Annotated in this window: 15 protein-coding genes and 5 pseudogenes; 13 read left to right on the top strand and 7 right to left on the bottom strand. The window is 36.4% G+C overall.

What is annotated here, in order from left to right:
* Window positions 1–178 precede the first annotated feature (178 nt).
* The 7 genes and pseudogenes from QW060_RS21645 (at window position 179) to bioA (ending at window position 4,447) form a co-directional block, all read left to right on the top strand.
* Complete coding sequence (locus QW060_RS21645) at window positions 179–565, top strand: hypothetical protein (protein WP_290365117.1); 387 nt, start codon at window positions 179–181, stop codon at window positions 563–565.
* Window positions 566–653: 88 nt separating this feature from the next.
* The gene (locus QW060_RS21650; RefSeq protein ID WP_290365118.1) at window positions 654–1,133 is read left to right on the top strand and encodes an aminotransferase class I/II-fold pyridoxal phosphate-dependent enzyme; all 480 of its coding nucleotides are present in this window, start codon (window positions 654–656) and stop codon (window positions 1,131–1,133) included.
* Window positions 1,130–1,261, top strand: a complete 132-nt coding sequence (locus QW060_RS21655; RefSeq protein WP_290365119.1) for a hypothetical protein — start codon at window positions 1,130–1,132, stop codon at window positions 1,259–1,261. Before QW060_RS21650 ends, QW060_RS21655 begins: the two co-directional genes overlap by 4 nt.
* The gene (locus QW060_RS21660) at window positions 1,249–1,578 is read left to right on the top strand and encodes a hypothetical protein (protein WP_290365120.1); all 330 of its coding nucleotides are present in this window, start codon (window positions 1,249–1,251) and stop codon (window positions 1,576–1,578) included. The genes QW060_RS21655 and QW060_RS21660 overlap by 13 nt, the downstream gene beginning before the upstream one ends.
* A pseudogene (bioD, locus tag QW060_RS21665) lies at window positions 1,578–2,200 on the top strand (dethiobiotin synthase). The gene QW060_RS21660 and the pseudogene bioD overlap by 1 nt, the downstream one beginning before the upstream one ends.
* Before the next feature lie 33 nt (window positions 2,201–2,233).
* A pseudogene (gene bioB, locus QW060_RS21670) lies at window positions 2,234–3,197 on the top strand (biotin synthase BioB).
* Window positions 3,182–4,447 (top strand): annotated as a pseudogene (bioA, locus tag QW060_RS21675) (adenosylmethionine--8-amino-7-oxononanoate transaminase). The pseudogenes bioB and bioA overlap by 16 nt, the downstream one beginning before the upstream one ends.
* Window positions 4,448–4,599: 152 nt before the next feature.
* Here the strand turns inward: bioA and QW060_RS21680 are convergent.
* The 7 genes from QW060_RS21680 to QW060_RS21710 form a co-directional block, all read right to left on the bottom strand.
* A complete protein-coding gene (locus tag QW060_RS21680; RefSeq protein ID WP_290363207.1) occupies window positions 4,600–5,343 on the bottom strand; it encodes an HD domain-containing protein in 744 nt (247 codons plus the stop codon).
* 12 nt (window positions 5,344–5,355) lie between these two features.
* A complete protein-coding gene (locus tag QW060_RS21685) occupies window positions 5,356–5,568 on the bottom strand; it encodes a DUF3817 domain-containing protein (RefSeq protein ID WP_290365121.1) in 213 nt (70 codons plus the stop codon).
* Window positions 5,569–5,686: 118 nt separating this feature from the next.
* Complete coding sequence (locus tag QW060_RS21690; protein WP_290363209.1) at window positions 5,687–6,181, bottom strand: hypothetical protein; 495 nt, start codon at window positions 6,179–6,181, stop codon at window positions 5,687–5,689.
* A 72-nt stretch (window positions 6,182–6,253) separates the two neighbouring features.
* Window positions 6,254–6,688: a TetR family transcriptional regulator C-terminal domain-containing protein gene (locus QW060_RS21695; RefSeq protein WP_290365122.1), complete on the bottom strand. Its 435-nt coding sequence runs from the start codon at window positions 6,686–6,688 to the stop codon at window positions 6,254–6,256.
* Window positions 6,661–6,843, bottom strand: coding sequence for a TetR family transcriptional regulator (locus QW060_RS21700; RefSeq protein WP_290365123.1), 183 nt, complete (start codon window positions 6,841–6,843; stop codon window positions 6,661–6,663). Before QW060_RS21700 ends, QW060_RS21695 begins: the two co-directional genes overlap by 28 nt.
* A gap of 88 nt (window positions 6,844–6,931) precedes the next feature.
* A complete protein-coding gene (locus QW060_RS21705) occupies window positions 6,932–7,189 on the bottom strand; it encodes a methylated-DNA--[protein]-cysteine S-methyltransferase (RefSeq protein WP_290365124.1) in 258 nt (85 codons plus the stop codon).
* Entirely contained in the window at window positions 7,096–7,488 is a 393-nt protein-coding gene (locus QW060_RS21710; RefSeq protein WP_290365125.1) for a methylated-DNA--[protein]-cysteine S-methyltransferase, read from the bottom strand. The genes QW060_RS21705 and QW060_RS21710 overlap by 94 nt, the downstream gene beginning before the upstream one ends.
* A gap of 69 nt (window positions 7,489–7,557) precedes the next feature.
* Here QW060_RS21710 and QW060_RS21715 point away from each other — a divergent pair, with 69 nt between their 5' ends.
* The 6 genes and pseudogenes from QW060_RS21715 to QW060_RS21735 all read left to right on the top strand — a co-directional run.
* Window positions 7,558–8,109 (top strand): DUF1003 domain-containing protein, encoded by a 552-nt coding sequence (locus tag QW060_RS21715; RefSeq protein ID WP_290363212.1) that lies wholly within the window; start codon window positions 7,558–7,560, stop codon window positions 8,107–8,109.
* A 146-nt stretch (window positions 8,110–8,255) separates the two neighbouring features.
* Window positions 8,256–8,510, top strand: a complete 255-nt coding sequence (locus tag QW060_RS21720) for a hypothetical protein (RefSeq protein WP_290365126.1) — start codon at window positions 8,256–8,258, stop codon at window positions 8,508–8,510.
* 92 nt (window positions 8,511–8,602) lie between these two features.
* A complete protein-coding gene (locus tag QW060_RS21725) occupies window positions 8,603–9,337 on the top strand; it encodes a hypothetical protein (protein WP_290365127.1) in 735 nt (244 codons plus the stop codon).
* A gap of 251 nt (window positions 9,338–9,588) precedes the next feature.
* Window positions 9,589–9,792, top strand: a complete 204-nt coding sequence (locus QW060_RS28135) for a hypothetical protein (protein ID WP_317623224.1) — start codon at window positions 9,589–9,591, stop codon at window positions 9,790–9,792.
* Window positions 9,762–10,474, top strand: a pseudogene (locus QW060_RS21730) (alpha/beta hydrolase). The gene QW060_RS28135 and the pseudogene QW060_RS21730 overlap by 31 nt, the downstream one beginning before the upstream one ends.
* 83 nt (window positions 10,475–10,557) lie before the next feature.
* Window positions 10,558–10,863 (top strand): annotated as a pseudogene (locus QW060_RS21735) (hypothetical protein); the annotation flags it as partial.

The following is a 10,863-nucleotide window of genomic DNA, read 5'->3' on the forward strand; positions in this document are numbered from 1 at the left end:
CAGGTCCTTTGTTTTTGGCAGCTTCCGTAAAAATATCAGCTAATATTTTATCGGGTACATAAACAAAAGGATTGATGCCAATACGGTCAATAATTGCTGAAAATTGATTTTTCAAAATAGGTGGTGTATTTTACAGTCTGATTATGAGTATAAAAGAGGGTAAAGAAAAAACAGACTGTTGGTAATCAACAGCCTGTTTCTATATATTCCTGTTTATGATGGAACTTTTCTTGATTTTTCTCTTTCCCCAGATACGGTGTTGCTTCATAACTTCAATAAAGTCTTCTGTAAGCTGATCTGCAGATTCAAAAATAACTCCGGCATCTTTTCTATAAATGATTTCTTTGCCAGTTCTTCTGCTCCTTTTGCAAAAGATAAAGCAAGACTGGGAACAACATGCGCATGCTATTCTCCTTATGGAGCAGTCGTTGTTTACAGAATGGATTACGGCTATAAAAACAGAATTAAAAGATGCTTAGTACCCTCTCATTTCTGGAGCAAGCCATTGAGAAACGAAAACAGGAAAAAGTTTTACGACAACTCCCAGCTGCTAAAAACGGAATAGATTTCTATTCTAATGATTATCTGGGTTTTCTACAGAATCCGGATTAACAGAAATAGTAGTAAACGAAATAATACAACAACCCGATTTGTTGAAAGGTGCTACGGGCTCAAGACTTATAAGCGGTAATTCTGATCGCACCATGCAGGTAGAATCCTTTTTGGCACATAAACATCAGGTTCAGAGTGCGCTATTGTTTCCTTCGGGTTATACAGCTAATACGGCTTTTTTTTCGTCCGTACCGCAACGTGGCGATACAATATTAATGGATGAATGTATCCACCGATCAGTACGGGATGGGGTGAGATTATCTGATGCTCACAAAATCAAGTTTCGTCATAATGATATGCAGCATCTGGAGGAATTATTAAAAAGATCCCGGGGTAACTGCTTTATTGCAGTTGAAAGTCTTTATTCTATGGACGGAGATTTTGCTCCGTTGCATGCCTTAACTCTAATAGCAAAACGATATAATGCGATATTGGTTGTAGATGAAGCCCACGCATTCGGCATATTCGGATATGGACTTGTAAGTCAAAAAAAACTACAGCATCGGTATTTGCAACAATGATTACATACGGAAAAGCATTAGGCTTACACGGAGCAGCTATCTTAGAACTGAATTGCTTATTTCTTTTCTCATCAATTTCAGTTCAGCTTTTATCTATACAACCGGAAGTAGTGATTTGTATGCCATAAGCATTCAGAAAGGATATGAATTTCTAAAAGAAAATCCCGAAAGAATACAGGATCTCCAAAATAATATTCTTTTGTTGAGAAACAGCGGACTACCCTTTTCGTCTGCTTCAGAAAGTCCGATACAGATTTTGCGTGGGACAACAATTTCTTGTGTAAAGAACCTACAACAACAGCTGGAAAAAGAAGGATTTTTGACTTTTGCAGCTCTTGCTCCTACTGTAAAGAAAGGTGAAGAAAGACTTCGAATCTGTTTGCACAGCTATAATTCATCGGATGAAATTAACCAGTTGAGTGATCTCATAAAAAAACATTTATAATGACTATAACACCCGAAAAATTATTTGTAACCGGTATCGGAACCGGTATTGGCAAAACAATTTGTTCCGCTGTACTGACCGCTTATTTTAAGGCTGATTACTGGAAACCTATACAATCAGGAGACTTGAAACAGACAGACAGTATGATGATAAAACATCTCGTAGAAGCTCCTGTGGTTATACATCCCGAAAGATATTCTTTAAACTGGCTGCCTCTCCTCATAAATCAGCAGCTAAGGAAAACCTTACCATACATCTTGAAGATTTCCAATTACCTGAAACGAATAATTCTTTGATTGTAGAAGGTGCCGGCGGGCTTTGTGTTCCCCTTTCTGACGATGTCTATATCATTGACCTCATAAAAAAATTAGGCCTCCCGGCAGTACTGGTCGCAAAGGACTATCTGGGGTGTATCAATCATACTTTATTATCCTTGGACATGCTGCGAAAAAATAAAATTCCGTTGGCCTACTTTATGTTCAATGGCACTTTTGATCCTGATACCTACCGCATCATTGCTAAAAATCTGGAAGCATCAACAAAAATTCTACAGATTCCGCATCTCAAAACAATAAACAAACATAACCTCAACAAGATTGTACAACAACTAACAAATATCTGATCGTATGCAAACAACAGAACCACTAAGACACAACTGACAAAAGAAGAGATTGAAGCTATCTACCAAAAACCTTTACTGGAATTGGTCTATGAGGCTGCTACCGTCCACAGACAATGGCATAAAGCTTCAGAAATACAGGTATGTACACTGCTTTCTGTAAAAACCGAGGATGCCCTGAAGACTGCTCCTACTGCGGGCAGGCTGCCAGATATCATACTGATATCAAAGTACAGGCACTATTACCCACCGAAACGGTTATTGCACATGCAAAAAAAGCGAAAGACGCCGGATCATCCCGATTCTGTATGGCAGCAGCCTGGCGGGAAGTACGCAATAACCGGATTTTGACCGTATCATTGATATGGTGAAAGGAGTCAATGAATTAGGCCTTGAAGTATGCTGTACACTGGGTATGCTTACAGAAGAACAGGCTTTGAGATTACAGGAAGCCGGACTTCATGCGTACAACCACAATCTGGATACTTCGGAAGCCTATTATGATGAAATTATATCTACCCGAAAATTTGACAATCGTATAAAAACCATTCAAAATGTAAGAAAAGCCGGAATTACAGTTTGTTCCGGAGGCATCATTGGATTGGGAGAAACAGCTGCAGATCGCATTTCCATGCTGCTGACACTGGCTACAATGCCTAAACATCCTGAATCGGTTCCGGTAAATGCTCTGGCACGGGTAAAAGGCACGCCGCTTGAAAATCAGCCAAAAGTACCCATCTGGGATATGGTACGTATGATTGCTACTGCCCGTATTATTATGCCAGCATCTGTAGTACGGTTAAGCGCGGGGCGCATTGAGATGACGGAAGAAGAACAGGCATGGTGCTTTATGGCAGGAGCCAATTCTATTTTTACAGGAGAACGCGAAACGTTATTGGTTACCCCAAATCCGGGAGTTAGTGAAGATATGCAAATGTTTCAAAATTTAGGATTACAACCTATGGTCAAAGAAAAAGAAGCCGTATGTACAACGATCTGAAACAAAGAGACAGAGCGGTAAACTGGCATCCGTATACTCAAATGAAAGCGGCTTCTGAGATAATACCAATCGTTAAGGGAAAAGATGCGTACCTTTTTGATGATAAGGGCAATCGTTATATCGATGCGGTTTCTTCGTGGTGGGTTACCTTACACGGTCATGCACATCCCTATATTGCACAAAAAGTATCGGAACAGTTACTGCAACTGGAACAAGTGATATTTGCAGGTTTTACGCATGAACCTGCGATAAAGCTTTCCGAAAATCTCCTGAAATTACTGCCTGTAAATCAAACTAAAGTTTTTTATACCGACAACGGATCTACTGCGGTTGAAGTAGCTTTGAAAATGTGCATTCAGTATGCACATAATAAGGGATTGAAAAAAAATAAAATCCTTTCTTTTCACAATGCCTATCATGGTGATACTTTTGGTGCCATGTCTGTAAGCAGCAGAACTGTATGGACACAGCCTTTTGGAGAAATGCTTTTTGAAGTGATTTTTATCGATGTGCCGACAAAAGATAATCTGGAGGAATTAAAGAAAACAATTGACCTCTATTCTGATGAATTGGCCTGTTTTATATATGAGCCTCTTGTACAGGGAGCAGCCGGAATGCTCATGCATGAACCTGAAGACCTCAGTGCGTTGATGCAATACTGCCGGTTTAAAAATATTTTAATGGTTCAGGATGAAATTTTTGTAGGTTTGGTCGTACAGGCAAATTGTTTGCAGCGGATTATTTAACAGAAAAACCGGATATTATGTGCTTTTCAAAAGGCTGACAGGAGGTACTTTTCCTTTGGGAATGACTACTTGCTCTGAAGCTGTTTATGAAGCTTTTTATGCTGATGACGCCTGTAAAGCATTATTCCACGGTCATTCTTTTACCGCCAACCCTTTGGCTTGTACTGCTGCGCTGGCCAGTCTGGATTTGCTTTTGAAAAAACAAACTCTTGAAAATATTGAAAGAATATGTTCGGAGCATCAACAGTTTTTAAATGAAATAAAAGACCATTTAGCTATAAAATCTATTCGTCAACGCGGTACCATTCTGGCATTGGAATTAAAAATAACAGAAGAAACATCCTATTTCAACAGGCAATATGAAAGCCTGTATCCTTATTTTTTGAGCAAAGGTATTATCTTACGTCCTTTAGGGAATATTCTTTATCTGGTACCTCCTATTGTATCTCAACTTCTGATTTGAGATATATTTACCAAAGCATACAGACGGCTTTGAATTTATAAACTATATAAAGCTATCGGTCTCCGGTAGCTTTGTTTTTAAGTTTTCAGGAAAAAAACCTTTTAACCAAATACACTTTATCCCTCTCATACATTTGTCAAGTAAGTTTATTGAAATATTCGCTATATCCAACTATTTGTATGGATATATTCTATCATTCTTCATCAAGAGCGTTTTTACCTGCCATTTGTGCGAATCCCATTTTGTACAAAATATCAGCTCTCGTCCCTTCTCTATGATGAAAATTTTCCATAGTATAAATAATATCCTGTTTAAATCCTTTTCTTGAATAAGATTTATCAACTTCCAATATGAATTTTTTAGTTAACTGAAATTTATTTAATCCGATTACATCCATAGCAGCCCCTTTGGAGAGAAAATAGGATTCATTTCCATACTTTTCTTTGTCTATCACAGGATTCAAATGCATATCAATGGCTTGTTTAACAATTGTAGCTTTATTCTTATCTAACCCATTTTCCAAGCAAAAATTTTGACTGAATTCACCTCCATAATTGGCAAAACATTGTTTTGAACAAATATGATTATGTTTTTCACTTAATCCTATATCATGTAAAATTGATGAGACAAACAATAATTCATTATCTATATTTAGTTTTTCTGATAATGCAAATCCTGCACTCCAAAAATAGGTTCTATATGAATGATAAAATAAAATAGAATTAAAACTATCCTGTGCTTCCTCTATTGCTTTACTACATAATGATGAATCAGGAATTAATATATCTTTAAAATCAAATTTCATATATCTTTTTATATTTAGTAAAGCCAATGCTTTATTGTATTTTTCTTTGATTTGTGATTCAATAAGCATCATTTTAAATTTTTTTATTTCATTTTTGCTTAAAATTCCTGATGCAGGGATGATAATTTCCATTGTTAAAAGGTTTTATATTTTATTTAGAATCTTTCTGTCGATATAGAAAGTACCGAACGGAATAATACAGGCTATCAACACTATCCATGTGGTTTTGCTGAATTTCCATTGCTGTTCTATCCCTACATTCAACGTATTGAATACGAAAAGTAGAAATAAAGCTCCATGTAATGGTCCGATGAACTGCGAAATGTTCGGATAAGAAAAAAAATATTTTAACGGCATAGCGATAAATACAAGGATAAGTAATGAAATCCCCTCTAAATGGCAATTATCCGCAATCGTCCAATTTTTGTCTTTAGCAATTGTATCATTTTTATATTCTGTTTAGTTGTTTATCTGCTTATTTAATGTTACTGATGTATTCCAAAATCAGCTTTACCCGTATATAGGGTCTTTGGGACAAAAAAGAAAATGGCCAGGGAATGGCTAAAAAAATAATCAGTAAAGCAACTGAAAACCATATAAGCAATGTTCTATACTTGGCTGTACTTTCTTCTTTTCTTTTTGCCAAAGATGAACCTATGGTTATCATCACAACTGCGACAAGCATAAGCAAAGGATGTAGAAAGCCATAAAAAGCAATTTCGATATGTTGTAAGGAAGTACCTGTATTTTTCCAAAAATAAGATGCGAACGGACTTTTGATATAGAGTATCATTCCGATAATGAGTTGGATATGTGCTATTGTAGCTGTCCAGTGTCTTACTTGATTGTCGTAATCCGAATAATCCCTATGCGATTTATAACCTGAATACGCTCTGCCGATAGCATACAAAAGAGAGAGAAGTACAAGCCATCTGCATATAGAATGTAAAGGAATAAGAAATGCGTACATTGCTTCTGAATTTTAATGAAGCAAAGATAAAGTAAAAAACATACTAATTGGTATGTTTTTGTAAAATAAAAATTATTTAAGAGAATTTAGGTAATTCTTTAGTTCATTTAAATAAGTGCGATAGACATTGCTTTCGCTATCCATTCTACCAAAATTGCGTATGCCCCAATAGCTTGAAATGATAAAAAGGGCAACGGATTTCGATTGTACATCAGCGTTTATAAAGCCTTCTTTTTTTCCCGCTTCGATATTTGAAACCATTATTTTTTGCCATTCATCTGTCACTTCTATAAGTACTTCTGTAAAAACAATATTTTTTGGTGCCATTTCCTGTATGAAGTTGGAAAGCGGACAACCCTGCTCAAATTTCATAAACTCATTATCTGATAAAAGCATAGTAACCATTATATAAAGAGCTTCAACTGAATTAGTTTCAAGGCTAAAAATACGTGTAATCTGTGCTAAGAATTTTGGTTTTATTATCTCTCTGATAATAGCAACCCCCATTTCGTCTTTATTTTGAAATGATAATAAAGTGCTCCTTTGGTAACTTTGGTCGTCGCCAAAATATCGTCAATACTTGTAGTCTGGTAACCGTTGATATAAATAAGCTCATAAGCCTTTTTCAAAATGGTTAAACGAGTTGCTTCTGCTTTTTTCATATTAAATACTATTTGGTATTTTTTAAGCAAAGAAAATTATTTTTCGCTATATCTACAATATGAATTAATTTTTTTTACTGCCCTTTTCTTATTCCTCATCCCAAAGTGTGGGTTGTGTCTGTGATCTTTCGAGAGCTAACAGAAATGCTTTATTTTTTAATCCGCCTGCAAATCCTGTCAGTTTACCGGATGTACCTATAACACGATGGCATGGAGCAATGATAGAAATAGGATTTTTACCGTTGGCTCCCCCTACTGCCCTGACGGACTTTTCATTGGCAATTTCTCTGGCCAGATCACCATAGCTTCTCGTTTCTCCATAAGAATTTTCAATAACTGTTGCCATATTTGTTGTTGAAACGCAGTACCGGTAAAGTCTAAAGGGAGGTCAAATACTTTGCGCTTTTTAGCAAAATACTCCTGAAGTTGAATTGCGGTTTCCACCAATACAGGATGTTCATCAAAACGCATTCCTTCTGAAAGGGTCACCCGTGTTGCGTCATCGTTTTCCCACAACACAGCCGCCAGTCCCTTTTCTGTTGCGATCAGTTTTAATACTCCAACCGGAGTAGCGATGTATGTATGGTAATTAGACAATATGTTATGTAGTTTTTTGTTTAAGTTTATATTACTAAGATACGGCATTCCCCTATTCTTTTCAATGATCTCTAAAAAGATTTTTATTACATTAGTAGATACTAAAACTTCTTAACAATGCAACAGGACGAAATCAATACCATGATTGATCAGAGCAATGAAAACCTGCGCAAGCTTCAAAAAATTGTAGCCACTACAATGGAAGAAGAGCAGCTCATCATCAATAATTTGCTACATCCACCAAAAGAAATATTATCAAGCGGACAGCGGATATCCGATAAGGTAGCGCGATTTGGCGGTAGCTGGAGATTCATCATTATTTTTACACTGGTTTTAGCCGTTTGGATTGTATTCAATACGATGGCAGCAAAAGAACTTGAATTCGATCCGTATCCGTTTATCCTTATGAATCTTGTATTGTCCTGTATTGCGGCTCTTCAGGCTCCCATTATCATGATGAGCCAGAACCGTCAGGAAGAAAAAGACCGTATGAGAGGAGAAAATGATTACCTCATCAATTTAAAAGCGGAACTCGAAATACGCAGCCTACATCAAAAACTGGATCTTTTGCTCAATGAAGAAATTAAAGCATTATATGAATCTCAGGTAGCCCAATTAAAATTACTGGAAAAACTGGAAGAGAAAATCGAAAAGATGGAAAAAAAATAAACGGATAACTACCGTTTTATAATGATGGATATAATTACTGCTCAGTCATTCAAATCACTGAATCCATGAGTTATACTTTTCCAATGAAAGGTTATTTTTGTGATAATGTTATCAATTGTTTTGCACCAATACAAAATGTCTTTTTTATGAAAAAAATATGCCTCCAAATTCTGTTTTTGTTTCCTTTAATAGCAAATGCTCAGCATCTTGATTCATTATCGACCAACATAAGCTCTTCAGTTATTGCTGCCTACTTTGAAAAAATTGATAAAGAAGATTTTATTTATCTGGTTCCTTTTCAAAAAAAAGAATTATGGGGCTATCTTGATAAAAGAACCTTACAGGTAAGACTTCCTGCCGTTTTCGATCAGCTTGGGTTTATAAGGGAGAAGGCTATATAGGAAGTTTTTATGACACTGTTTCCTTAACAGATTATATTGTAACTGTTGACAAGTCAGGAAAAATCAACTTTCAGATTTCTGTAATAAGCTTAATGGAAGCTTTGCCTCCCGGACTTTTTTCACGTGCTTATTCACAAAATATAGAAGTTCTTTCTTCTGCAGAAGGTAACAACGGATTTCAATATACCATGGACGAAGATTATATTGATATTACTGCTTATTCAGATTTATACCGCTCGCATGATAAAAATCAACCGCTGCTGATTCCGATGAAGATTGACAACAAAATAGTTGCCATAGCTGGCAAAAAAAGTGAAGATCCGCATCTTACCTCCTATGGCATCATTGATCCACAGGGAAACACTCTTTCTGGTTTTGATTTTAAACACAACCGAATTATCCCTATTAAAGGTACCCGTGATACCAAAGATGTATGGTTTCTGGTACAGCAGTCGAAAATAAACAATAATGCATATAGTTACCTCAACCACAAAGGATACTACCGCTTAAAGAACCAATTACCCCAATCTGTATATTATTACTACCGGTCTTCTCAAAAAGATTATCCATTCTATATGCCTCATGAGCATACGTTAGGTTATATTCTGGTGGAAAATAAAATTTTTGATCTTTACGAATTGAAACAGGAAAAACAACTCGCAGAAGAATATCAAGGTTTGTGGATTTCTTATGCAATAGCCACACCTCTGGAAAAAGATACCGTTGAAGAAAAGAGAAAAAAAGCACATCTGTATATTTGGGTAAAAAAGGAAAACAAATATTTTTACATTGATTTATATGGAAATGAATACCTGCCAATCGATTAAAATCCTGATTAAAAAAAAGAGCTTGGTATAACCAAATTTCCATTTTATGGATTAGTGATTGGGCTTGTTTTAAATTAATGTATTAAATTTATATAGTAACCTAAATCCGATCTTATAACAGAGATCGAACTATAAACCTCTAAACTCTGATACATTATGGCGCATACCAACATTCCTGCACATCAAGATCCTGAAATTTCTAAAGACATTCGTGAATTTCTAAAGAACTCAATAATGAAGGTGGCAAACCTATGGAAGAAATGACTCCTGAAGAAGCCCGTCAGGTACTTATTGATGCTCAAAAATCTGTTGATTTTGATTATTCCGATATTGAAGAATCTGAAAGAACCATTACACAGGATGGACTTACTGTAAACATTCATATTGTAAAACCTGCGGGTTCCGGACTAACTTACCCGTATTTATGTTTTTTCACGGAGGAGGATGGGTTTTAGGCGATTATCCAACTCATAAACGATTGGTACGTGATTTAGTTGTAAACAGCGGAGCAATTGCCGTATTCCTGATTATACTCCCTCACCCGAAGCTCAGTATCCTGTTGCTGTAAACGAAGCCTACGCTGCTACGAAATGGGTAGCTGAAAACGGAAAAGAAATCGGTGTTGATGGCTCAAGACTTGCCGTAGCCGGTAATAGTGTTGGTGGAAATATGGCAACCGTAGTTGCGCTTATGGCTAAAGATAAAATGGGTCCAGAAATTGCCTATCAGGTTTTATTATGGCCTGTGACGGACGCGGATTTTACCCGTGAATCGTATATAAAATATGCACAGGATCGTTTTTTAACCACTCCTATGATGAAATGGATGTGGAATCATTATACGACAGATCTCAATAAACGCAAAGAAAAATATGCATCACCGCTACAGGCTACCTTGCAGGAATTAAAAAACCTGCCTCCGGCTCTGGTTCAGATTGCAGAAAATGATATTCTTCATGATGAAGGACTTGCGTATGCCCGAAAACTCGATGAAGCGGGTGTACCAACAACCATAACGGTATATAAAGGCTTTATACATGACTATGGAATGCTGAATCCGTTGGCACACATTCCGGCAGTACAGACTTCTGTACATCAGGCTTCCATTGCTTTAAAAAAAGCACTGAATCCTGAATAATACGAATGAAAAAGATCATAAATAAAAAGAGGGAAATAGCTCTCTTTTTTTTATTTTATACGGTTAATAACCTAAACTGTCTTTTGGCAGTTATAATCAATAACTTTACCCGAATATATATGAAAACAAAATGGATGCTGCTTTTATGTTCCGCCTTTTTAATTGGAATTGTATTCCTTACCGGATGTACCAAAATAAATAATACATCAAATGATCCGGTTCCGGTTCATGATACCTTTACCATTGCTTCTAAAATAGTAAATGAAAACAGAGTCATCAATGTATGGATTCCCGAAGCCTACGCGAAAGAAGGAAACCCCCTACCTGTAATGTATATGGCGGACGGAGGCGTAAAAGAAGATTTTCCTCATATTGCCAATACGTTTGCT

This window comes from Paenimyroides ceti (genome assembly GCF_030409925.1).

Excerpts from the sequence above, each read along its gene's own strand:
- QW060_RS21655 (WP_290365119.1), top strand. The coding sequence starts at position 1,130 with ATGATTACATACGGAAAAGCATTAGGCTTACACGGAGCAGCTATCTTA.
- QW060_RS21680 (WP_290363207.1), bottom strand. The coding sequence starts at position 5,343 with ATGGAAATTATCATCCCTGCATCAGGAATTTTAAGCAAAAATGAAATA.
- QW060_RS21685 (WP_290365121.1), bottom strand. The coding sequence starts at position 5,568 with ATGCCGTTAAAATATTTTTTTTCTTATCCGAACATTTCGCAGTTCATC.
- QW060_RS21690 (WP_290363209.1), bottom strand. The coding sequence starts at position 6,181 with ATGTACGCATTTCTTATTCCTTTACATTCTATATGCAGATGGCTTGTA.
- QW060_RS21695 (WP_290365122.1), bottom strand. The coding sequence starts at position 6,688 with ATGGGGGTTGCTATTATCAGAGAGATAATAAAACCAAAATTCTTAGCA.
- QW060_RS21700 (WP_290365123.1), bottom strand. The coding sequence starts at position 6,843 with ATGAAAAAAGCAGAAGCAACTCGTTTAACCATTTTGAAAAAGGCTTAT.
- QW060_RS21705 (WP_290365124.1), bottom strand. The coding sequence starts at position 7,189 with ATGGCAACAGTTATTGAAAATTCTTATGGAGAAACGAGAAGCTATGGT.
- QW060_RS21710 (WP_290365125.1), bottom strand. The coding sequence starts at position 7,488 with ATGCCGTATCTTAGTAATATAAACTTAAACAAAAAACTACATAACATA.
- QW060_RS21715 (WP_290363212.1), top strand. The coding sequence starts at position 7,558 with ATGCAACAGGACGAAATCAATACCATGATTGATCAGAGCAATGAAAAC.
- QW060_RS21720 (WP_290365126.1), top strand. The coding sequence starts at position 8,256 with ATGAAAAAAATATGCCTCCAAATTCTGTTTTTGTTTCCTTTAATAGCA.
- QW060_RS21725 (WP_290365127.1), top strand. The coding sequence starts at position 8,603 with ATGGAAGCTTTGCCTCCCGGACTTTTTTCACGTGCTTATTCACAAAAT.
- QW060_RS28135 (WP_317623224.1), top strand. The coding sequence starts at position 9,589 with ATGGAAGAAATGACTCCTGAAGAAGCCCGTCAGGTACTTATTGATGCT.